This is a genomic window from Rhodococcus sp. BUPNP1, from assembly GCF_002215235.1.
In the GTDB taxonomy this organism is placed as follows: Bacteria; Actinomycetota; Actinomycetes; order Mycobacteriales; family Mycobacteriaceae; genus Rhodococcus.
The window spans coordinates 50,769-73,541 of the sequence record NZ_NERM01000011.1 but is presented as its reverse complement, the minus strand read 5'-3'; the positions used below and the strand labels follow the sequence as shown (position 1 = coordinate 73,541).

18 protein-coding genes are annotated in these 22,773 nt (G+C 69.3%); 11 read left to right on the top strand and 7 right to left on the bottom strand.

Features of this window, described 5'->3' with window-relative positions:
• Positions 1 to 37 precede the first annotated feature (37 nt).
• Positions 38 to 790, top strand: coding sequence for a DUF3159 domain-containing protein (locus tag B9C99_RS13245; protein ID WP_088898192.1), 753 nt, complete (start codon positions 38 to 40; stop codon positions 788 to 790).
• A gap of 84 nt (positions 791 to 874) precedes the next feature.
• Here B9C99_RS13245 and B9C99_RS13240 read toward each other — a convergent pair whose 3' ends face one another.
• Both B9C99_RS13240 and B9C99_RS13235 read right to left on the bottom strand, forming a co-directional pair.
• Positions 875 to 1,528, bottom strand: coding sequence for a TrkA family potassium uptake protein (locus B9C99_RS13240; protein WP_016694461.1), 654 nt, complete (start codon positions 1,526 to 1,528; stop codon positions 875 to 877).
• A 25-nt stretch (positions 1,529 to 1,553) separates the two neighbouring features.
• On the bottom strand, positions 1,554 to 2,219 hold the full coding sequence (locus B9C99_RS13235; protein ID WP_016694460.1) for a TrkA family potassium uptake protein: 666 nt from the start codon (positions 2,217 to 2,219) through the stop codon (positions 1,554 to 1,556).
• Between the two features lie 139 nt (positions 2,220 to 2,358).
• Between B9C99_RS13235 and B9C99_RS13230 the strand changes: the two genes are divergently transcribed.
• From B9C99_RS13230 to dxs, 5 genes are all read left to right on the top strand, one after another.
• Positions 2,359 to 4,356: an APC family permease gene (locus B9C99_RS13230; protein ID WP_016694459.1), complete on the top strand. Its 1,998-nt coding sequence runs from the start codon at positions 2,359 to 2,361 to the stop codon at positions 4,354 to 4,356.
• Entirely contained in the window at positions 4,353 to 5,636 is a 1,284-nt protein-coding gene (locus tag B9C99_RS13225) for a class I SAM-dependent RNA methyltransferase (RefSeq protein WP_016694458.1), read from the top strand. The genes B9C99_RS13230 and B9C99_RS13225 overlap by 4 nt, the downstream gene beginning before the upstream one ends.
• 151 nt (positions 5,637 to 5,787) lie before the next feature.
• Positions 5,788 to 6,246 (top strand): MarR family winged helix-turn-helix transcriptional regulator, encoded by a 459-nt coding sequence (locus B9C99_RS13220; protein WP_016694457.1) that lies wholly within the window; start codon positions 5,788 to 5,790, stop codon positions 6,244 to 6,246.
• Complete coding sequence (locus B9C99_RS13215; RefSeq protein WP_088898191.1) at positions 6,243 to 7,838, top strand: MDR family MFS transporter; 1,596 nt, start codon at positions 6,243 to 6,245, stop codon at positions 7,836 to 7,838. The genes B9C99_RS13220 and B9C99_RS13215 overlap by 4 nt, the downstream gene beginning before the upstream one ends.
• Positions 7,839 to 7,997: 159 nt before the next feature.
• Positions 7,998 to 9,941 (top strand): 1-deoxy-D-xylulose-5-phosphate synthase, encoded by a 1,944-nt coding sequence (gene dxs, locus B9C99_RS13210; RefSeq protein ID WP_088898190.1) that lies wholly within the window; start codon positions 7,998 to 8,000, stop codon positions 9,939 to 9,941.
• A gap of 79 nt (positions 9,942 to 10,020) precedes the next feature.
• Here dxs and B9C99_RS13205 read toward each other — a convergent pair whose 3' ends face one another.
• A complete protein-coding gene (locus B9C99_RS13205) occupies positions 10,021 to 11,418 on the bottom strand; it encodes a sugar porter family MFS transporter (protein ID WP_088898189.1) in 1,398 nt (465 codons plus the stop codon).
• Between the two features lie 287 nt (positions 11,419 to 11,705).
• Between B9C99_RS13205 and B9C99_RS13200 the strand changes: the two genes are divergently transcribed.
• Positions 11,706 to 12,515: an oxygenase MpaB family protein gene (locus tag B9C99_RS13200; RefSeq protein ID WP_253250070.1), complete on the top strand. Its 810-nt coding sequence runs from the start codon at positions 11,706 to 11,708 to the stop codon at positions 12,513 to 12,515.
• Positions 12,516 to 12,570: 55 nt separating this feature from the next.
• On the opposite strand, the gene B9C99_RS13195 is transcribed toward B9C99_RS13200, so the two are convergent.
• The 3 genes from B9C99_RS13195 to B9C99_RS13185 all read right to left on the bottom strand — a co-directional run bounded on the left by B9C99_RS13195 (position 12,571) and on the right by B9C99_RS13185 (position 15,980).
• A complete protein-coding gene (locus B9C99_RS13195) occupies positions 12,571 to 13,824 on the bottom strand; it encodes a ribonuclease D (protein ID WP_016694452.1) in 1,254 nt (417 codons plus the stop codon).
• A 116-nt stretch (positions 13,825 to 13,940) separates the two neighbouring features.
• Positions 13,941 to 15,353: a wax ester/triacylglycerol synthase family O-acyltransferase gene (locus B9C99_RS13190; protein ID WP_088898187.1), complete on the bottom strand. Its 1,413-nt coding sequence runs from the start codon at positions 15,351 to 15,353 to the stop codon at positions 13,941 to 13,943.
• 51 nt (positions 15,354 to 15,404) lie between these two features.
• Positions 15,405 to 15,980 carry a DUF3000 domain-containing protein gene (locus B9C99_RS13185; RefSeq protein WP_026061620.1) on the bottom strand — a complete coding sequence of 192 codons (576 nt, stop codon included), beginning with the start codon at positions 15,978 to 15,980 and terminating at the stop codon, positions 15,405 to 15,407.
• A 168-nt stretch (positions 15,981 to 16,148) separates the two neighbouring features.
• On the opposite strand from B9C99_RS13185, the gene hemE reads away from it, so the two are divergent.
• Genes hemE through B9C99_RS13165 form a run of 4 tightly spaced genes read left to right on the top strand, consistent with a single transcriptional unit; the run spans position 16,149 to position 21,643 of the window.
• Positions 16,149 to 17,246 carry a uroporphyrinogen decarboxylase gene (gene hemE / locus B9C99_RS13180; protein ID WP_016694449.1) on the top strand — a complete coding sequence of 366 codons (1,098 nt, stop codon included), beginning with the start codon at positions 16,149 to 16,151 and terminating at the stop codon, positions 17,244 to 17,246.
• Entirely contained in the window at positions 17,243 to 18,601 is a 1,359-nt protein-coding gene (locus B9C99_RS13175) for a protoporphyrinogen oxidase (RefSeq protein WP_088898186.1), read from the top strand. Before hemE ends, B9C99_RS13175 begins: the two co-directional genes overlap by 4 nt.
• 5 nt (positions 18,602 to 18,606) lie before the next feature.
• Positions 18,607 to 19,302 (top strand): hydrogen peroxide-dependent heme synthase, encoded by a 696-nt coding sequence (hemQ, locus tag B9C99_RS13170; RefSeq protein WP_006551366.1) that lies wholly within the window; start codon positions 18,607 to 18,609, stop codon positions 19,300 to 19,302.
• A gap of 55 nt (positions 19,303 to 19,357) precedes the next feature.
• Positions 19,358 to 21,643: a molybdopterin-dependent oxidoreductase gene (locus B9C99_RS13165; protein WP_088898246.1), complete on the top strand. Its 2,286-nt coding sequence runs from the start codon at positions 19,358 to 19,360 to the stop codon at positions 21,641 to 21,643.
• Positions 21,644 to 21,647: 4 nt separating this feature from the next.
• On the opposite strand, the gene B9C99_RS13160 is transcribed toward B9C99_RS13165, so the two are convergent.
• The gene (locus tag B9C99_RS13160) at positions 21,648 to 22,616 is read right to left on the bottom strand and encodes an L-lactate dehydrogenase (protein WP_088898185.1); all 969 of its coding nucleotides are present in this window, start codon (positions 22,614 to 22,616) and stop codon (positions 21,648 to 21,650) included.
• Between the last annotated feature and the right edge of the window lie 157 nt (positions 22,617 to 22,773).

Below are 22,773 nucleotides of genomic sequence, written 5' to 3'. Positions count from 1 at the left end.
GTCGTGGCCCTGTGCCGGATGTGGCAGGCTCGTAGGAGTGAGCAACACCAACCAGCAGACGATGCTCGAACAACTCGGTGGTATCAGCGGGTTGATCTATTCGACGCTGCCGGTCCTGGTGTTCGTTCCCGTCAACAGCCTCTGGGGCCTCACCGTCGCCATCTGGTCCGCGCTGGGCGCCGCTCTCGCGGTGCTCGTGTGGCGTTTGATCCAGCGCACCCCGATCCAGCCCGCGATCTCGGGCTTCTTCGGAGTCGCGCTGTGTGCCTTCATCGCTCATCGCACCGGCGATGCGAAGGGATACTTCCTCTTCGGGATCTACGCGAGCCTGGTCTACGGGGGCGCCTTCCTGTTGTCCGTGCTCGTCCGCAGACCGCTCGTGGGCGTGATCTGGGGAATGCTCAACGGCCAGGGATCGCGGTGGCGCTCGCATCACACCGCGGTGCGCGCGTACGACGTCGCGACCCTCGCATGGACCCTGGTCTTCCTCGGTCGCTATCTCGTGCAGAACCACCTCTACGACGAGGACCGCACCGGCTGGCTCGCGGTGGCCCGGATCGGCATGGGCTGGCCGCTGACCGCGCTGGCCCTGCTCGTGACACTCTGGGCGGTCCGGCGTGCCGACCGCATCGTCGAACCCCCGCCCGCGGAGACGGTCGACGACGCATCGGTCGACGCCGCACCGACCGATGATCCGGCGGCGGACGACGCGCTGTCGGACAAGTCCCGTGACGAGCACGGCACGCGCGACGAGCACCGACTCCCCGGTCAGCACCGGCTCCGCGACTAGTCGGCACAGCCTCCGCGGCCAGTCGGCACAGCCTCCGCGGCCAGTCGGCACAGCCTCCGCGACCAGTCGGCACAGCCTCCGCGACTAGCGGTTCACCGCCTGCCGGAGATCGTCCTCGACGTCCTCCGCCGTGACGAACAGCAGTTCGTCCCCGCCTTCGAGCGGGTCGTCCGGCTGCGGGACGATCACCCGCCCCCCGCGCAGGATCGCCACCAGGGCCGTATCGCGCGGCAGTTCCAGTTTCCGGACCGGTTTCCCGGCGAGGGCGGTGGTGTCGCGCAGGGTGACCTCCACCAGATTCGCGCCCTTGCGCAGCGTCATCAGCCGCACCAGATCGCCCACGGTGACGGCCTCTTCGACCAGCGCCGCAAGCATGCGCGGGGTGGAGACCGCGACGTCCACACCCCACGATTCGTCGAACAGCCACTCGTTGCGCGGATCGTTGACGCGGGCCACGACCCGCGGGACACCGAACTCGGTGGTCGCGAGCAGGCTGAGGACCAGGTTGGCCTTGTCGTCACCCGTCGCCGCGATCACGACGTCGTACTGTTCGAGTCCGGTGGATTCGAGCGAGCTGAGTTCGCAGGCGTCGGCGTGGACCCATGTCGCGTCCGGCACGGACTCGGGTTCGACGTGGTCGAGCTTGCGTTCGATGAGCATCACCTCGTGGGCGTTGCGCAGCAGTTCCCGCGCTATCGAGCGCCCCACCGCGCCGGCGCCGGCGATCGCCACCTTCATGTGGGCTTCCTCTCGGGTGGACGGGTCAGTTCTCGTCGACCGGCGGGTTCTCGGCGTGCGTGATCGCCTCCGAGACCGAACCCGACACGGCCGCGATGTAGACGGAGTCGTCGGCCTGCAGCACCGTCCTGCGGTCGGGCAGCAGTCCGGTGCCGAACCGGATCAGGAACGCGACACGCGAACCCGTGGCCTCCTCGAGTTCGGTGACGCGTCGTCCGACCCACCCCTCGTGCACGTTCACCTCGGCGATGGCGACGGATCCGGTGGGATCGCGCCAACGGGCGGTCTCGCTGTCGTGCGTGAGCGCATGCAGGAAACGGTCGGTGGTCCACGGCACCGTCGCCACGGTGGGGATGCCGAGCCGCTCGTACGCCGCGGCCCGCTTGGCGTCGTAGATCCTCGCGACGACGCGCTCGACGCCGAAGGTCTCCCGAGCCACGCGCGTCGAGATGATGTTCGAGTTGTCGCCGGACGAGACCGCCGCGAAGGCATCGGCTCGTTCGATGCCGGCGGAGATCAGGACGTCGCGGTCGAAGCCCATGCCGAGCACCGTGTGCCCGGGGAAGTCCGGGCCGAGCCGTCCGAACGCGCTCTCGTCGCGGTCGATGACCGCGACCTCGTGACCGAGCCGGACGAGAGCGGTGGCCACCGCCGAACCGACCCGACCGCACCCCATCACCACCACGTACACCCGTGGACTCCGTTCCGGTCGATCTTTCCGAGACGGACCGCAGCGGACCGCCGATCCGAACGGTACCGCGTGACGATCTTCGAGAGGTCGTGACCCGGCCGAGGGGTACTTCGGGGCCGGAACCGCATAGGCTTTGCGCGTGTCCAAGCTTTCCACCGCGGCGAAGCGGCTCGTGCTGGGTCGCCCCTTCCGCAGCGACACTCTCGGGCACGAGTTGCTGCCCAAGCGCACCGCACTGCCGGTCTTCGCCTCCGACGCGCTGTCGTCGGTCGCCTACGCACCCGAGGAGATCTTCCTCGTCCTGTCCGTCGCGGGGCTGTCCGCCTACGCCTTCTCCCCGTGGATCGGTCTCGCGGTCGCCTTCGTGCTCGTGATCGTGATCGCCGGTTACCGCCAGACCGTGCGCGCCTACCCGTCCGGCGGCGGCGACTACGAGGTCGCCACGAAGAATCTCGGCCCCACGGCAGGACTGACCGTGGGCAGTGCGCTGCTCGTCGACTACGTCCTGACGGTCGCGGTGTCGCTGTCGTCCGCGGCGGCGACGGTCGGATCGGCCGTCCCGTTCGTCGCCCGGCACAAGGTGCTCTTCGTCGTCGTCGCGATCGCGTTGCTGACCGCGGTGAACCTGCGCGGACTCCGGCGCGCCGGCCGGGCCTTCGCCGTGCTCACCTACACCTTCGTGGGCTGCATGCTGGTGATGCTCGGGGCCGGGCTGTTCCGGATCTTCGTCCTGGGCGACGACCTGCGTGCGGAGTCGGCGGACTTCGAACTCGTCGCCGAGCAGACCGATCTGACCGCGCTCGCCTTCGTCCTCCTGCTCGCGCGCGCCTTCTCGTCCGGTTGCGCGGCGCTGACGGGTGTCGAGGCGATCAGCACGGGCGTGCCGGCCTTCAAGAAGCCGAAGGCACGCAACGCCGCGACGACCCTGCTGGTGCTCGGCGGTGTCGCCGTCACGCTGTTCCTGGGGGTGGTCTTCCTCGCCGAGCGACTCGGCGTGGTGGTGGCCGAGCATCCCGACACCCAGCTGCGCGGTGCACCCGAGGGTTACGAGCAGAAGACGCTGCTCTCCCAGTTGGCGCACACCGTCTTCGAGGGGGTGCCGGCAGCATTCGTCCTGATCACGATCGTCACCGCCGTGATCCTCGTGCTCGCCGCCAACACGGCCTTCAACGGATTCCCGGTGCTCGGCTCGGTTCTCGCGCAGAACCGCTACCTGCCGCGCCAGTTCCACACCCGCGGCGACCGGCTCGCCTTCAGCAACGGCATCCTCTTCCTCGCCGGGATCGCGATCGTCTTCGTGTGGGTCTTCGAGGCCGAGGTCACCCGGTTGATCCAGCTGTACATCGTGGGTGTGTTCGTCGCGTTCAGCCTGGGACAGGCCGGCATGGTGCGTCACTGGACGCGGGAACTGGGCACCGAGACGGATCCGGCGGCCCGGGGCCGCATGACCCGATCGCGGTTGATCAACGGTGTCGGATGCGTCTCCACGTCGGTGGTGCTGCTGGTCGTGCTGACGGGCAAGTTCGCCGCCGGTGCGTGGATCGCGGTGGTGACCATGGTCGTCGCGTTCGGGCTCATGAAGGCGATCCGGCACCACTACGACACGGTCGCCGCGGAACTCGAGAGGGCGGACTGGGACGGCGTGCTGCCCAGCCGCACCCATTCGATCGTGCTCGTCTCGACCCTGCACCTGCCCACGATGCGCGCCCTCGCCTATGCGCGGGCGACACGCCCCGACACGCTCGAGGCGATCACCGTGAACGTCGACGACGAGAGCACCCGGCGTCTCGTCCTCGAGTGGGAGAAGAGCGATCTGACCGTGCCGTTGAAGGTCGTCGAGTCGCCCTACCGGGAGATCACGCGGCCCGTCCTCGACTACGTCCGCCGGGTGCGGCGTGATTCTCCCCGCGACGTCGTGACCGTCTTCATCCCCGAGTACGTGGTGGGGCACTGGTGGGAGCAATTGCTCCACAACCAGAGCGCCCTGCGGCTCAAGAGCCGGCTCCTCTTCCAGCCGGGGGTGATGGTGACGAGTGTGCCCTGGCAGCTGCGCTCGTCCGCGGACGCCGGCGCGGTGGGGCGGGCCACCCCGAACGGGCAGGATCGACAGTTCGACAACGAGGAGGAACCGCGGTGAATCGTCAGGCACACCCGCGCACGGATTGGTCCGGCCGGAGGATCGAGGTGATCCTCGGCAATCCCGCCCACGGCGGTGCGTGTGTCGCGCGGTTCGAGGGACGCGTCGTGTTCGTGCGGCACGGACTGCCGGGGGAGCGGGTCTTCGCTCGCGTCACCGAGGATCGGGGCGGGTCGTTCTGTTTCGCCGACGTGGAGGACGTGCTCGAGGCGTCCGAGGACCGCGTCGAGCGGGTCTGCCCGATCTCCGGCCCGGGGGGAGCGGGTTGCTGCGACCTCTCGCACATGACCGTCGAGGCTCAACGCCGTTTCACGGGCGCCGTGGTGGCCGAACAACTGCGTCGGCTCGGTGGGGTGGACCGGGAAGTGACCGTCGAGGAGGTGCCGGGCGGTGCGTCCAACGGCACCCTGTGGCGCACCCGGGTCCGGCTCGCGGTGGACGTGGTGGGGAACCCCGGTTACCGCCGGTATCGCAGCAACGAGGTCGTCCCGGAACTTGCGTGCCCGCAGATCGATCCGCACGCCTACGTCGGTCTCGCCGATCGTGTGTGGCAGCCGGGAGCGGAGCTGCAGGTCGTGCTCGACGCGGACGGCAGGCGGCACGTGGTGGAGATCGCACCTCCGGTCCTCTCGGGGGGTGCCCGGCGGCAGGGCCGGCGCGGCGCGGCGTCGCGACGGGCGGCGGTGAACGCGCCTCGTCCGGAGAAGGTGATCGAAGGCCCGGGACGCGTGGTCGAGCGGGTCGGCGAGCGCGAGTGGCGGTTGGTTCCGACCGGTTTCTGGCAGGCCCATCGCGGCGCTGCGTCGACCTATTCGGCTGCGGTGGCCGACTGGGCGCGGGCCTCGGAGGGTGCGACGGCATGGGATCTGTACGGCGGAGTGGGGGTCTTCGCGGCCGTGCTCGCCGAGCAGGTCGGTCCGTCCGGCCGGGTGGTGTCGGTCGAGTCGTCGAAGACCGCGGTCGACGACGGGATCGAGGCGCTCGCCGACCTCGATCAGGTGTCCTTCCGTCACGGACGGGTGGAGCGGATCATCCCTGATCTGCCGGCTCCCGAGGTGGTCGTCCTCGATCCGCCGCGCGCGGGGGCGGGCAAGGACGTGGTGGCCGCCGTGGCCGCGGCGGGACCTCGCCGGATCGTCCACGTCGGCTGTGATCCCGCGTCCTTCGGTCGGGACGTGGGTCTGTACCGGGACCACGGATTCGAGTTGACGGACGTCCGGGCCTTCGCGGCGTTCCCCTCCACCCATCACGTGGAATGCATCGGTCTGTTCACCCGTTGAACAGGGTTCCCGCCGCACCGCTCGGAAGAGGTGTGACGGAGACCGCATCGGGGTAGTCCGTGTGACATGAAAATACGATTGCTTGTAGTACGCAACTAATCTGTATAGTTGCATGACGTAATCAATTAGTTCGTTCCGACGGAGGTTCGCTGTGCCGGAAAAGGCTCAGGCCCACGAACTCGCCGACGCCATCTTCATGTTCGGTCGCACGCTGCGTGGTGCACTCGTGCACCACGACACCGATGTGCTTCCTTCCGCGCTCGTCGCGGTGCTGTTCGTGCTCGCACGGATGGGGGAGTGCCGCCCCAGCGAGCTCGCCGTCGAGATGTGCGTCAGCCAGTCGTCGTTGAGCAGACAGATCGCCGAACTCGTCGAGCGAGGCCTCGTGGATCGACATCCCGATCCCGACGATCGTCGCGCTCATCGGGTGAGTTGTTCGGTCGCGGGTATCGAGATCCTCGAACTCGTGAAGAAGCGCCGAACCGAACGGCTCTCCGCAGAACTCGCGGACTGGCACGAGGACGAGATCGCGGGCGCCATCACGACGCTCGACCGTCTCACCTCGTCCCTGGCTCCGCTCGTCATCGATACTCGAAGGACCAATTCATGACCACAGTCTCCGGATCGGGAGCGCAGCCGGATGCTCCGGCAGCCGAGGAGCAGATGACGCACCGCGAGATCCTCGTCGTGCTGTCGGGCCTCCTCGCCGCTCTCTTCACGGCGCTGCTGAGCAGCACGATCGTCTCGACCGCCCTGCCGACGATCATCGCCGACCTGAACGGCACCCAGACCCAGTACGCCTGGGTCATCACCACGGCCCTCCTCGCGAACGCCGCGTCGACGCCCATCTGGGGCAAGTTCGCCGACCTGTTCAACAAGAAGATGCTCGTCCAGCTGGGGATCCTGGTCTTCGTGATCGGCTCGGTGCTGGCCGGTATCGCGCACAACGTGCCGGTCCTGCTCGCCGCCCGCGTGATCCAGGGCATCGGCATGGGTGGTCTGACCGCTCTCGTCGTCGCGATCATCGGCAGCATCATCCCGCCCCGTCAGCGTGGCCGGTACTCCGGCTACATGGGCGCCGTCATGGCCGTCGCCATGTCGGGTGGACCCGTGCTCGGTGGTGTCATCGTCGACCTCCTCGGCTGGCGCTGGTGCTTCTACGTCTGCGTGCCGATCGCCGTCGTGGCGCTGATCCTGCTGCAGCGCACGCTGCACGTCGCGACCGTCCGCAAGGAGAACGTGAGCATCGACTGGTTCGGCGCCACGCTCATCACCGCCGCCGTGAGCGTCCTGCTCGTGTGGGTGTCCTTCGCGGGTAAGGCCGGCTACTACGAGTGGTTCTCGCTCGAGTCCGCCCTCTACGTCGGTGCCGGCATCGTCCTGCTCGTCGCGACGCTGATCGTCGAGTCGAAGGTCGCCGATCCGATCATCCCGCTGAAGATCGTCACCGAACGCACCACCGGCCTCGCGATCATCGCGTCCGTGGCAGTCGGTATCGGTCTGTTCGGTGCCACGACCTTCCTCGGTCAGTACTTCCAGACCTCGCGGGCCTACAGCCCGACGGTGGCCGGTCTGCTCACCATCCCGATGGTCGCCGGCACGCTCGTCTCGTCGATGCTCTCCGGTCAGCTCATCACGCGCTTCGGCAAGTGGAAGGGCTTCCTGATCGGCGGCGCGATCCTGCAGATGGTCGGTTTCGGCCTGCTCGGCACGGTCGACCACCTCACCTCGCTCACGCTGATCAGCGTGTACATCGCGATCGTGGGTCTGGGCACCGGCATGCTGATGCAGAACCTCGTCCTCGCCGTGCAGAACACCGTCAGCGTGCGCAACATCGGCGCCGCGAGCAGCTCGGTCGCCTTCTTCCGCACCTTCGGTGGCGCGATCGGTGTGTCGGTGCTCGGCTCGATCCTCGCGTCCCGCGTCGCGACGATCTCCGCCGACGGCCTCGCGAAGCTCGGTGTGGACACCTCCGGCGGCGGATCGGGCGGAAGCCTCGACTTCTCCCAGCTGCCCGCACCCGTGGCGGAAGTCATCCGTGCCGCCTACGGCGACGCGACGGCGACCCTCTTCCTCGTGGCGGCGGCGTTCGCGGTCGTTACCCTGGTGGCAGTGGTGCTGATTCCGAACCAGGCGTTGCGCACCACCATCGACCTCGTCGAGGAGAAGTCGCCGGCAGATCGCGCCGACATCTCCTCGTGAGGGTGACCTCGCTCACCGGCGGACGATCCGTCCGCCGGTGACCAGGAGATCACGCGGAAGCGAGGCGGTGGCGGGAGACGCTCCGTTCCCGCGCTCCGTAGACTGAGGAAATCACTCGCGCGACGAGCGTGAGCCACGAGCCGGAGGGAGCTGTTCCAGTTGGGTGTTCTGTCCCGCATCCAGTCGCCCGACGATCTGCGTCGACTCTCCCCTGTGGAGCTCACCGAGCTCGCGGGGGAGATCCGGGAATTCCTGGTCGAGAAGGTCGCGGCGACCGGCGGTCACCTCGGGCCCAATCTCGGCGTCGTCGAGCTGACCATCGCTCTGCACCGGGTGTTCGATTCGCCACGCGATCCGATCCTCTTCGACACCGGTCACCAGGCCTACGTCCACAAGATCCTCACCGGTCGTCGCGACGAGTTCGACAGTCTCCGGCAGAAGGGCGGGTTGTCCGGCTACCCGTGCCGCGCGGAGAGCGAACACGACTGGATCGAGTCGTCGCACGCCTCGGCGGCCCTGTCGTACGCCGACGGACTCGCCAAGGCCTATTCGCTGTCCGGACAGTCCGATCGGACCGTGGTGGCCGTGGTGGGCGACGGCGCGCTGACCGGTGGTATGTGCTGGGAGGCGCTCAACAACATCGCCGCCGGGCAGAACCGCTCGATGGTGATCGTCGTCAACGACAACGGCCGCTCCTACGCCCCCACGATCGGCGGTCTCGCCGAGCACCTCGCGGCGCTGCGCCTCAAGCCCGGCTACGAGAAGGTGCTCGACAACAGTCGGCGCATCGTCAAGCGGATCCCCTGGATCGGCTCGGCGGCCTACTCGGTGCTGCACGGCATGAAGTCCGGCGTGAAGGACGCGGTCAGCCCCCAGGTGCTCTTCACCGATCTGGGCATCAAGTATCTCGGCCCCGTCGACGGGCACGACGAGCAGGCGATGGAATCCGCTCTGCGCCGTGCGAAGGCGTACGGCGGCCCCGTCCTGGTCCACGCCGTCACCCGCAAGGGAGCCGGCTACGCGCCCGCCGAGAACCACCTCGCCGATCAGATGCACGCCACGGGCGTGATGGATCCGCGCACGGGTCGCGCGAAGTCCGCCTCCGCCCCCGACTGGACGTCGGTCTTCTCCGACGAACTCATCGCGCTGGGGGAGAAGCGGGAGGACGTCGTGGCCATCACCGCCGCGATGCCCGGGCCGACCGGCCTCGCCAAGTTCGGCGAACGGTTCCCCGATCGCACCTTCGACGTCGGCATCGCCGAACAGCACGCGGTGACCTCGGCGGCAGGTCTCGCGCTCGGCGGGATGCATCCCGTCGTCGCCGTCTACTCGACCTTCCTCAACCGGGCGTTCGACCAGCTGCTCATGGACGTCGCGCTGCTGAAGCAGCCGGTCACCGTGGTGCTCGACCGTGCGGGTGTGACGGGCTCCGACGGCGCCAGCCACAACGGCATGTGGGATCTGTCCTTGCTGGGCATCGTCCCCGGCATCCGGGTCGCCGCTCCACGCGACGGGGCGACGCTGCGCGAGGAACTCGGTGAGGCGCTCGACGTCTCCGACGGACCGACCGTCCTCCGCTTCCCCAAAGGCTCGGTGGGAGAAGACATCCCGACGATCGAGCGTCTCGACGGCACCGTCGACGTGCTGCGGATGCCGCCATCGCGTCGCGGCGACGCACTGATCGTCGCGGTCGGTGCCTTCGCCGGTCTCGCGCTCGACGTCGCCGATCGTCTCTCCAAGCAGGGCATCGACGCTGCCGTCGTCGACCCGCGGTGGGTGTTCCCGGTGCCCGACGCGGTGGTCGACCTCGCCCGTGGCTTCCGGATCGTCGTCACGATCGAGGACAGCGGCCTCCACGGTGGTGTCGGCTCGGCGGTCTCCGCCGCGTTGCGCCGCAACGACGTCGACGTGCCCACGCGCGATCTCGGGGTGCCGCAGAAGTTCCTCGATCACGCCTCCCGCAACGAGATCCACGCCGAACTCGGTCTGACGGCCCAGGACGTGGCGCGTCAGGTCACCGGTTGGGTCGCCGGCCTGGACAGCGAACCCGAGGAACGGTCGCGCCCCTCGGCGGTCGAGCAGTCCGACCGCGAAGCGGGCTGAGTCCGGCCGGACCCAGGTACACACAGACACGAGGGGCGGTATCCGGTGATCCGGATACCGCCCCTCGCGTCTGTATCGACTAGCTCTGCATCTCCTCGAGTTCCATGCCCTTGGTCTCGGGAATCCTCGACTTGACGAAGAAGAACGACAGCAGGGCGAAGAACGCGAACAGTCCGTACAGGAACCACAGTCCGACCGCGGAGGTGAGCGGCGGGAACGCCAGCGTCACCGTGAAATTCGCGACCCAGTTGGCGGCGGTGCTGATGCCGAGGGCCACTGCGCGCATGCGGTTCGGGAACATCTCGCCGAGCATCACCCACATGATCGGGCCCCAGGTGGCAGCGAAGAAGATCACGAAGGCGTTCGCGCCGACGAGCGCGAGCGCCCCCCACGGTGCCGGCAGTTCGACGTCCTCACCGCTGCCGACCGCCTGCGAGAAGGCGATCGCGGCGAGCAACAGGCTGACGAACATGCCGATCGAACCGGTCATCAACAGCGGACGGCGGCCGATCTTGTCGACGAACAGGATCGCGACGAACGTCATGAGCACGTTGATCACGGCCGTGATCACCGACGTCGTGAACGACTGGTTCTCGGTGAAGCCCACCGACTTCCACAGGGTCGTCGAGTAGTAGAAGATCGCGTTGATACCGACGAACTGCTGGAAGACGGCCATCGTGATGCCGACCCACACCAGCGGCTGCAGACCGAAGACCGGGCCGCGGATGTCGCCGAAGGACGCCTTCGACTCCCGCCGCAGCGTCAGCCGGATCTCGCGGACACGCTCGTCGGGCCGGAGTTCGCCCGTGACGTTGGCCAGCACGGCCGCGGCCTCTTCGTCCATGTCCTTGCCGACGAGATAGCGGGGCGACTCCGGGATCGTCAGCGCCAGTACGCCGTAGAGGACGGCGGGCGCGACGCCGACGAGGAACATCCACCGCCAGGCCTCGAGATTCCACCACAGCTCGTTCGACGCTCCACCGGCGGCGTTCTGCAGGACCGCGTCGGACAGCAGGGCCGCGAAGATGCCGAGGGTGATGGCGAGCTGCTGCAGCGATGCGAGCGCACCGCGGTAGCGGGCGGGTGCGATCTCGGAGATGTAGGTGGGTGCGATGACCGAGGCGATACCGATGCCGAGGCCGCCGAGCACGCGCCACAGCATGAGATCGGGAACGCTGAAGGCCAGACCGGACCCGATCGACGAGATGACGAACAGGGCGGAGCCGAGGAGCATCACGCGCTTGCGGCCCCAACTGTCGGCGAGGCGTCCGGCGAACCATGCGCCGACGGCACAGCCGAGCAGGGCGATGGCGACGGCGAAACCGGTCACGAACGAACTGAGCGCGAAGTTGTCCTGGATGGAGTCGACGGCGCCGTTGATGACCGAGCTGTCGAAGCCGAACAGGAAACCGCCCACGGCTGCCGCGACGGTCACGGCGATGACTTTCGCGGCGTGTGCGGTCGATGGTTGGGTCACCGAGGAACTCCTAGATGGGACTGGCCGCGAGGGCGGGAAAAGGGCTGGACACAGTGTGTTTTCTTCAGGGGAACATTACGCCGGGGTGAACGGCCGACTCGACGTTTCCGGCGAGAACTCGCCCACAGGGCGGACTCCGGACGGGACATCCACGGTGTGTGACGACGCCTCCGAGCGGGCAGGAAGTTAAGAAATATTCTCTCCGCACCGTCGTTCTGCCTGCGACGTTCCCGTCCGGTGAGGACCTCTGCTTGACACTGTGTGATCTGGGAATACAGTCTCGTTCCATGACTCGGCGACGACCGGACGCAACGGTGCAGGGTGTGGTGGGTGAAGCGGCGTTCCTTCTGACCTCTCCCTGGAGGTTCCTCATGGAGATCGCTCTGCCTCCGGTGGGGCACGGTGTGGTGGAACACAGCAAGGCGCTCATCGATCCCGTCACACGTTTCCGGAACACGAGCGCGTATATCTTCCTCGTGGCGTTCGGCGATGACGAGGAACGGCGCAGGGTGGTGCGCTTCGTCAACCGCGCACACGCACCGGTTCGCGCCGACGGATACAACGCCTTCGATCCGAAGCTCCAGTTGTGGATCGCCGCGGTGATGTTCCACGGCGGCCGCGACGTGTACGAGCGGTTCTTCGGCCGCCTCGACCGGGCCGAGGCCGAACGGTTGTACCGCGAATTCGCGGTCTACGGCACGTCGTTGCAGGTACCGGAGGAGATGTGGCCTGCCGACTTCGACGCGTTCGATGCCTACTGGCACAGCGTCGTCGACGATCTCGAGATCGACGGGACCGTTCGTTCCTACGCGCGCGCCCTGCTCTCCGGTGGCGACCTGCCGATCGTCGTCCGGCCGGCGATGGCGCTCAACAGGTTCTTCACCCTGGGCATGCTCGATCCCCGTATCCGTGAGGCCTACGGATTCACGTGGACCGAGGCCCACCAGCGGTGGTTCGACCGCCTCATGCGGATCGCGGCGCCCGCCTACCGGGCACTGCCCGCGGCGGCGCGGCACCTGCCCAGGAAGCTGGTCCTGCGCGACGCACGCAAGAGGTTCGCCGCGTTGCCCGCGCACGCTGCGGCTGCCCGGATGTGATGTCCAGGACGCGGCAGCGCCGGAAGTAGATGGCACGCAGGGCGGACGGCGGAGATCAGTTCTCCGCCGTGAGCGCCTTCGCCAGCCGCGGCGCGGTCAGCGCGCGCTGCCACGGCCGTGCCCCACCCTCGGCGAAGCGGCCGTCGATGTACTCCTCGACGTCGTCTCCGTCGGAGACGTCCCAGTCCCAGCACAGGCGCCGAACGAGTTCGGGACTCACCAGATTCTCGACGGGAACGGCGACTTCCTCGCTCAGGGCGGCGAGTTCGCCGCGCGCGAGGGCGAGACGTGCCGCTTCCTCGGGGTGGTGACGCGACCACCGACCGGCCGGGGGAGGCCCGGTCAGCGGCGGAGTGAGGGGTGGGAGCCGGTCTTCCGGCAGTGCACGGGCCCGCTCGATCGCGTTGAGCCACGCGCGGGAGGAACGGCGCTGCCGCGGACCGCCGAAGACCGGAAGCTTCTGCAACTGTTCGACGGTCGTGGGATTCGCCTCTGCGGCGGCGATGATCGCGGAGTCGGGAAGGATGCGCCCCGGCGCGATGTCGCGCCGCGCAGCGATCTCGTCGCGTGTGGTCCACAGTTCCCGGACGATCGCCAGACGGCGTCGGTCCTTGATCGCGTGGATCTTGGACGTGCGCCGCCACCGATCGGGCTTCGGAGCGGGCGGCCCCGCGAGCCGGATGTGCTCGAATTCCTGGGCGGCCCACTCGGTCTTGTTCTGCCGCTCGAGTTCGCGCGCCATCGCCTCGCGGAGTTCCACGAGCGGTTCGACGTCGAGCGCGGCGTAGTTGAGCCACGAGTCGGGGAGCGGTCGCGTCGACCAGTCCGCCGCACCGTGGCCCTTGCGCAGTTCGAGGCCGAGGGTCTCGGCCACGATCGCGGCGAGCCCGACACGGGGGAATCCGGCGAGACGACCGGCGAGTTCGGTGTCGTACAGCTTCGCCGGGCGGAGTCCGAGTTCGGCCAGGCCGGGGAGATCCTGGTCGGCGGAGTGCAGGACCCATTCGAGGTCGTTGATCACCTCGGCCAGGGGAGCCAGGTCGTCCCGTGTCGGAATGGGATCGAGCAGCACCGTGCCGGCGCCGTCACGACGGAGCTGGACGAGATAGGCGCGCGCCGAGTAGCGGTAACCCGATGCGCGTTCGGCGTCGACGGCGAGCGGGCCGTGTCCCCGCGCGAGCATCGCTGCCGCGTCGGCGACCCCGCGCGCCGTGGTGACGACCTCCGGGACGCCGTCGCGCGGTTCGAGGAGCGGCACCGTGGTCACGCTCGTGCTCTTCTGCTCGTCCTCGTCGTTCTGTGCCGGCATGGGCGTGACTCTAGCGGTGTCGTCCCCGTGCGCAATTCCGTTCCTGTCCGGAACGTCCGATCGGTGGACACGCGCGGACCCGCTCGATGCCACGCGAACCTCTCCGGGGCGCCGCGTCACCCCTCCTGCGAGACGACATCGTCGCTGTCCGCACCGGCCGCGAGGACGAGGTCCTCGAGGGCGGGGGAGAAGTCGTCGACGAGCTCCCACAGGTCGGGGACGAGATCGGGACACGAGATCAGGCCGATGTCGAGCCTGCCGTCGAGGGAGAGCACCGTCACGTTGAGCGCCGCGCCGTGGAAGATCGGTCCGAAGGGGTACATCGCCGTCATGCGCGCACCCAGGAAGTACAGCGGCACGGGCGGCCCGGGCACGTTGGAGATCACGAGGTTGTGGATCACCGGATGCCGGTCGGCGAGGCGGAGCCCGGCGTACGCGCGCATCGCGGGGGCGAAGACCGCCGCGCCGAGGAACTGCGACCAGTCCTGCAGCAGGTTCGCGCCGAGGTCGGCGTTGTGCTCCTTGGACACCGCGTTCGCTTCCGAGAGTGCCCGCAGCCGCTCGGCCGGGTCGGCGATGTGGGTGTGGAGGTCGGCGAACATCGCCGAGACCTGATTGCGCCCCGGCCGATCCGACCTTCCGTGCACCGAGACCGGGATCATCCCGATGAGCGGCGAGTCGGGCAGCTCGCCGCGCCGCTCCAGATATCGGCGCAGCGCGCCGGAGCACACCGCCATCACCACGTCGTTGACGGTGACGCCGAAGACGTTCTTCACCAGCTTCACGTCGTCGAGGTTCAACTCGGCGAAGCCGACGTTGCGGTGGCCGGTGATGGTGGAGTTGAACGGGGTGCGCGGCGCCGTGAACGGCGCGGGCATGGCGTCGCCGCGTCGTGCGCGGGCGATCCACGAGGTCAGCGATGTGACCGCGCCGGGCAGGATCCGCAGCAGATGCAGGGGCCGGCGGGCCACGTTGAGAGCTCCGGCAATCGCGATGGCGAGGTCGTTCGCGTCGCCGGCGCCCCACTGCACCGGTTCGGGCCGGGGATCGGCGGGGTCGAGGCTGCACAGCTGTGCGATGAGTGCGGCGCCGGAGACCCCGTCCACCCCAGCGTGGTGCATCTTCGCGATGACCGCGATCCTGCCGTCGTCGAGGCCGCCGACGAACCACATCTCCCACAGCGGCCGGGAGCGATCCAGGGGTTGCGCGGCGATGTGGCCGCACAGCTCCGCGAGCTCGGTCCGGCTGCCCGGGGCGGGCACGCCGACGTGATGGACGTGCCGGTCGAGGTCGAAGTCGTGGTCGTCGACCCAGACCGGATGGTCGAGGTTGAACCTGCTGTCGGCCAGCTTCATCCGGAACTGGGGCACGGCGGTGAGGCGCGCTGCGAGTTCGTTGCGCAGGCTCACGTAGTCGTAGCCGCCCGGGACGGTGGACGGATCCAGCACGATCAGCCCGCAGATGTGGAGGAGCTGACTGGGGGTCTCGAGGTAGAGGAAACCGGCATCGAGCCCGCTGAGACGCTGCATGGAAACAAGGGTAGAACAGGTTCTAGAAATCCGGTCGGATTGCGCCGGTTTTCACCGCTGGAGGCGCGCGACCCCCGCCGGAGGCAGACCCGCGGCATAGGCAAGGACGTCACAGAACGCCTCCACGTGTGGGGTCAGCATGTCGGACTGCGGAGTCCATGATGCACGCAGTTCCAGTTGGTGGGCCCGTCCCGGCCCGGCGATGTCCCCGAACCGCACGGAGGTCGTCGCCGTCACCGTGCCGCCCAGCGCCGTGAGCGGTTCACCGTGCGCAGCGAGGGCGTCGACGAGCCAACTCCACGCGACCTCCGGCAGCAGTGAGTCCGCTGCCAGGCTCTCGTCGACGTCGGCCTGGATGTACGAGACGAGCCGGGTGGTCCCGTGCCACGCCTCGTCGCCGTCGGGGTCGTAGAGAAGGATGAGGCGGCCGAACGCGTCGCCCTCGGACTGCTCGGGCACCCGGTCCGTCTCGTCGTGCAGGACCTCGGCGCCCAGCGCGTAGCTGTAGGGCGCGAGCCGTTGCGGGGGCCGGATCGGCCCGACCTCGATCTCCGGGCGCACGGTGGCCGCGTTCATCGCATCGACTGCGGAACGGAAGCGGGCCGGCTCGGCGGGCGAGGTGGTCACCGAGCGGAGGTTAGTGCCGGTGACGCACCGCACGCGGGAGGCGCGCCGATTCCGGCGAACGGCACGGGCGTGGCAGCATGGGCAACGGGTCCGGACCACACGTCCCGTGTGCGCCCCGGCAGACGCTGCCCTGCGCGACGGCGCGCAGTGCCCGAAGAACGAGGATCGATGACCGGCTTGGAGAACACGAACGTCGGATCTGCGGTGCCCGCGGACTACCCCGCGCGGAGGATCCTGCCCCATGCGCCCCTGCTGGCGGCCGCTCGCGGTGAGAAGCCGGCCCACCGCCCCGTGTGGTTCATGCGCCAGGCCGGTCGCTCCCTGCCCGAGTACCGGGAGATCCGGGCCGGCATCGGCATGCTCGAATCGTGCTTCGATCCCGAACTGGTCTGCGAGATCACGATGCAGCCGGTGCGGCGTCACAAGGTCGACGCCGCCATCCTGTTCTCCGACATCGTCGTCCCGCTCAAGGCCGCCGGGATCGACCTCGACATCGTCGCCGGCACGGGCCCGGTCGTCGCGAACCCCGTCCGCACCGCCGCCGACGTCACCGCGCTGCCGACCCTCGAGGCCGAGGAGGTCGGAGCGGTCGCCCGCGCGGTCGGGTTGCTGACCCGCGAGCTCGGAGACACCCCGCTCATCGGGTTCGCAGGCGCGCCCTTCACCTTGGCCTCCTATCTCGTCGAAGGCGGCCCGAGCCGCAACCACGAGCGCACCAAGGCGCTCATGCACGCCGACCCGAAGACCTGGCACGCCCTCCTCGGCAAGCTCACCGATGTCGCCATCGCCTTCCTCCGCGCGCAGATCGGTGCCGGTGTCGACGCCGTCCAGCTCTTCGACTCGTGGGCCGGTGCCCTCTCTCTCGCGGACTACCGCGAGTACGTCCTGCCGCACTCCGAGCGTGTCTTCGCCGAGATCGCCGGTGCAGGGGTGCCGCGCATCCACTTCGGTGTCGGCACCGGTGAGCTCCTCGGCGCCATGGGTGAGGCGGGCGCCGACGTGGTGGGCGTCGACTGGCGCATCCCGCTCGACGTCGCCGCGACCCGCGTCGGCCCGGGCAAGGCCCTGCAGGGCAACCTCGACCCCGCGATCCTGTTCGCGGGCCGGGAGGTCGTCGAACGCGAGGTGCGCCGCATCGTCGCCGAGGCCGACCGTGCTCTCGAGGCCGGCGCTGTCGGACACATCTTCAACCTCGGTCACGGTGTCCTGCCCGACACCGATCCCGACGTCATCACCCGAGTGGTCGAGCTGGTGCATTCGCTGTGACCCCGCCGACGGTCGCGGTCGTCGGCGGTGGGATCAGCGGGCTCGTCGCCGCGTACCGGCTGCGTCGTTCGCTCGGCGCCGCCGCGCGGATCGTCGTGCTCGAACGGTCGACGCGGCTCGGCGGCAAGCTGCGCACGGTCCCGCTCGCGGGCGACCCGGTCGACGTCGGTGCCGAGGCGTTCATCGCACGCCGACCCGAGGTGCTCGCGCTCGTCGAGGAACTCGGCCTGAGCGACCACGTCGTCCACCCCTCGGCGGCCCGTCCCCTCCTGTACGCCGACGCGCGACTGCATCCGCTGCCGGCGGGCACGCTGATGGGCATCCCCGCATCCGCGCAGTCCGTCGAAGGACTCGTCGACGACGAGACCCTGGCACGCATCGCCGCCGAACCCACCGTGCCGTTCCACTGGGACCGGGACTCCGACGTCTCCGTCGCGGATCTCGTCCGAGCACGCTTCGGTGAGCAGGTGGTGCGGCGCAGCGTCGACCCGCTGCTCGGCGGGGTGTACTCGGGGCTGTCCGACACCGCGGGTGTCCGCGCCACCGTCCCGACGCTCGCGGCGGCGCTCGACGCCGGCGCGACGAGCCTGAGCGAGGCCGTCGCCCGCGCCCTGCCCCCGAAGACGGACGCCCCGGTCTTCGGGACGCTGCGCGAGGGCTACGGCGTGCTGATCGAGGCCCTCGTCCGCGAGGCCGACGCCGAGTTCCTCTACGGCACGGCGGCATCCGGACTGAAGCGCAGCGCCGGCCGGTGGTCGGTCGACCCGCTCGGCGAGGTCGACGGTGTGGTGCTCGCCGTGCCCGCCCCGGACGCCGCCCGGCTGCTCGCCGACAGCGTGAGATCCGCCGCGCAGTGCGCCGCGCAGATCCCGCTCGCCTCGTCGGTGGTGGTCGCGCTCGCGTTGCCGCACGACGCCGGCCTGCCGCAGAACTCCGGAATCCTCGTCGCGACGGGGGAGGACCTGTCGGCGAAGGCCTTCACGCTGTCGAGCCGCAAATGGCCCCACCTCGCCGAACGACCCGTCGCGCTCGCCCGCGCGTCGTTCGGACGGTTCGGCGACGACGCGCTCGTCGACGCGTCCGAGGCCGATCTGATCGCGCTGGCCCGCGCGGATCTCGCGACCGTCACCGGAGTCGACGCCGAACCGGTGGCCGCCTTCGTGCAGCGGTGGCACGGCGGGCTGCCGCAGTACCGCGAACACCACGACGAGATCGTCGCCGCCTTCGAGGCCGAGATCGCAGGGATCGACGGACTCGAGGTCGCCGGCGCGATGCTGCACGGTGTGGGCGTACCCGCATGTGTCGCAACAGGCACGGCCGCGGCCGCACGCCTGGCTGCACGAATGGAAGGATGAACGTCATGGCACGTCTCGACTACGACAAGCTCAATTCCACACTCCGTTACGCGATGTGGTCGGTCTTCCAGGTCCGGCCCGGCGTCCTCGGCGACGACCGCACCGCGGCGATCGAGGACGCGAAGGCGTTCTTCGCCCGCTTCGACGACACCGACGTGATCGTGCGCGGTATCTACGACGTGGCCGGCACCCGCGCCGACGCCGACTTCATGATCTGGACGCACGCCGAGCACATCGAGGATCTGCAGAAGTTGTACGCCGACTTCCGGCGCACCACGATCCTCGGCCGCGCGAGCACCCCGGTCTGGTCGAACACCGCACTGCACCGGCCCGCGGAGTTCAACAAGAGCCACCTGCCCGCCTTCATCGCGGGGGAGGAACCGGGCAACTACGTCTGCGTGTACCCCTTCGTGCGGTCCTACGAGTGGTACCTGCTGCCCGACGAGCAGCGTCGCAAGATGCTCGCCGACCACGGTATGGCGGCCCGCGGCTACCCCGACGTCCGCGCCAACACCGTTCCGGCCTTCGCGCTCGGCGACTACGAGTGGATCCTCGCCTTCGAGGCGCCGGAGCTGCACCGCATCGTCGACCTCATGCGCGACCTGCGGGCCACCGACGCGCGCCTGCACGTCCGCGAGGAGACCCCGTTCTTCACCGGACCGCGGGTCGACGTCGAAGCCCTCGTCGCGTCGCTGCCCTGACGTGACCTCGACGAGCGCGGTGCCACCCGAGGGAGAAGGTCGTCTGTTCTCCCAGATGGCGCACTGGGGGATGTTCTCGGCGCAGGCACGCGACGGCGAGGTCGTCGCCGTGCGCCCCTACGCCGGGGACCGCGACCCCTCACCGATCCTGGGGAACATCCCCGGATCGGTGCGGCACCGTGCTCGCATCGCCGGCCCGGCCGTGCGCCGCGGCTGGCTCGAGAACGGACCGGGACCGAGCTCACGACGCGGCGACGACGAGTTCGTCGCCGTCTCGTGGGACGAACTCACCGAGATCCTCGCGGGCGAACTGCAGCGTGTGAAGGACCGGCACGGCAACCGGGCGATCTTCGGTGGCTCCTACGGCTGGTCCGCACCCGGCCGGTTCCACCACGCCCAGAGCCAGGTGCACCGCTTCCTGAAGATGTTCGGCGGCTACACCCGCTCGGTGCACTCCTACTCGCTCGGCGCAACCGGCGTGATCATGCCGCATGTGGTGGGCACCCACTGGAAACTGTTCGCGCGCTCGACCTCCTGGGAGGTCATCGCCCGCGAGACCGATCTGATGGTGTGCTTCGGCGGGATCCCGCTCAAGAACACCGCCGTCAACGACGGCGGCACGAGCGATCACCCCACCCGCGACGCCCTCGACCGGATGCGGGCCCGCGGCGGACGGATCGTCTCGTTCAGCCCGATCCGCAGCGACGTGCACGGTGAGCACGAGTGGCTCGCGCCCCGGCCGGGCACCGACGTCGCGATCATGCTCGCCCTCGGCTACGTCCTGGCCACCGAAGGCCTCGCCGACCGCGAGTTCCTCGACCGCTACTGCACCGGCTACGACCGCTTCGAGGAGTATCTGCTCGGCCGCACCGACGGCGTCCCCAAGACCCCCGAGTGGGCCGCCGGACTGTCGGGCATCCCGGCCGGTACCCTCGTCGACCTCGCGCGGCGCATGGCCCGAGGCCGCACCCTGGTGTCGGTCACGTGGTCGCTGCAACGCGTGCGGCACGGCGAGCAGGCGCCCTGGGCAGGCGTGACCCTCGCCGCGATGCTCGGCCAACTCGGCGTTCCCGGAGGCGGTTTCGGCCACGGCTACGGTTCGATGAACGAACCCGGCCTCGCGCCCGTCCCGTATCCGCTGCCCACCCTCTTCCAGGGCAACAACGACGTCGAGGACTTCATCCCCGTCGCCGCGATCTCCGACCTGCTGCTGCGGCCGGGGGAGCAGTTCGACTACGACGGACAACGCCTGACCTTCCCCGACATCCGGCTCGTGTACTGGGCGGGCGGCAACCCCTTCCACCACCACCAGGACATCGGCCGGCTGCGGCGTGCCCTGCAGCGACCCGACACGATCGTCGTCCACGACCCGTACTGGACGCCGATGGCCAAGCATGCCGACATCGTCGTGCCGTCGACGACGGCGCTCGAACGCGACGATCTGACGTGCACGCGCAACGATCCGCTGCTCGTCGCGATGCAGGCCGCCGTCCCGCGGTTCGCCGACGCCCGCGACGACTACGACACCTTCACCGATCTCGCCCACCGTCTCGGTTTCGGCGAGAAGTTCACCGACGGCCGGACCTCGCGACAGTGGCTCGAGCACCTCTACGAGCAGTGGCGCGGGTTCGTCCTCGCCGACGACCGCCGGATCGAGGACCCACCGCCCTTCGACGACTTCTGGTTCGGCGGACCGGTCCGGATGCGGACCGAGGACGATCTGACGCTGTTCGAGGACTTCCGGTCCGACCCCGAGGCGAATCCGCTGCGGACCCCCAGCGGACGGCTCGAGATCTTCTCCGCCGACATCGACTCGTTCGGATACGACGACTGCGCCGGGCATCCCACCTGGTACGAACCCGACGAATGGCTCGGCTCCTCGCGGGTCGAGCAGTTCCCGCTGCACCTGATCGCCAACCAGCCGGCCACCCGCCTGCACGGGCAGCTCGATCACGGTTCGGTGAGCCAGGCGTCGAAGATCCGTGGCCGCGAACCGATCCGGATGCGTCCCGACGACGCGGCCGCGCGAGGTCTGGAGGCCGGCGACATCGTCCGCGTCTTCAACGATCGTGGTTCGTGCCTCGCCGGGGTGGTCCTCGACGACGGCCTGTTGCCGAACGTCGTCCAGCTCGCGACGGGAGCGTGGTACGACCCGCTGGATCCGTCCGATCCCGGATCGATGTGCGTGCACGGGAACGCGAACGTGCTCACCCCCGACGTCGGCACGTCGTCGCTGTCCCACGGCTGTACGGGGCAGCACGTGCTCGTCGACGTCGAGCGGTTCGACGGCGAGCTGCCGCCCATCCGGGCCTACGATCCGCCGGTCGTCCGGCAGCGCTGAGCGGTCACAGGCCGAGTGACGACTGGACCTCACGCAGGGTGGCTGCGGAGGCGGCCAGCCCCGCTTCCTCCTCCGGCGACAGCGGCACGTCGAGCACGGTGTGCGCGCCGCGCGCGTCGACGACGGTGGGAAGCGAGAGGCAGACGTCCTGCAGGCCCTGCCGCCCGGTCTGCAGCGTCGACACCGCGAGTACCCGGCGCTGGTTCCGCAGCACGGCCTCCACGATGCGGGCACTCGACAGTCCGATCGCGAGATTCGTGGCGCCCTTGCCGCGGATGATCTCGTAGGCGCTGCGCACGACCTCCTCGAAGAGTTCGGCGCGGGTGTCCGGACCGAAGACCGGGCGTCCGTCGACGGCGAAGGACTCCACCGGCACACCGCCGATCGTCGCACTCGACCACAGGGCGACCTCCGAGTCGCCGTGTTCCCCGACGACGAACGCGTGGACGTTCTCGACCGCGACGTCGGCGCGGTGGGCGAGCAGGTACCGCAGCCGGCCGGAATCGAGCACCGTGCCCGACCCGAAGATCCGGCCGTCCGCGATGCCGGTCGCCGCGATCGCGGCGCGGGTGACGATGTCGACCGGATTGCTGACGAAGACGATCACCGCCTCGGGGGAGACGGACAGCAGACCGGGAGTCAGGTCCCGTGCCAGGGCGACGTTCGCGGCCGCGAGATCCAGGCGCGACTGGCCGGGATGCTGCTTGGCCCCCGCGGTCACGACGATCAGATCGGAACCGGCGGTGACGGCGATGTCGTCGCTGCCCTCGATCCGGCACGACGGCGCGAACTGGGTGCCGTGGTTCAGGTCGAGGACCTCCGCGCGCACCTTCGCGGTATTCGTGTCGTACAGCGCGATCGCGTCTGCCGACCCCCGGAGCAGACATGCGTACGCCACCGCGGTGCCGACGCTTCCGGCACCGACGACGGACAGTTTCGTGTGTCGCCGGATTCTCGTACCCGTCTCGCTCATGCGAGGAATTGTGGCGTATACCGGCCGCTCGGTCGGTGACCTCGGGCCACATGATTCGGTCCGTATCAGGGCATTCCCTGCGGGCGGCCGGCCCGCCGCGAGGGCGGCGATGCGACTGCTCGAGGAGATCTACCCGAGCCGACCTGCCACTGTCCCG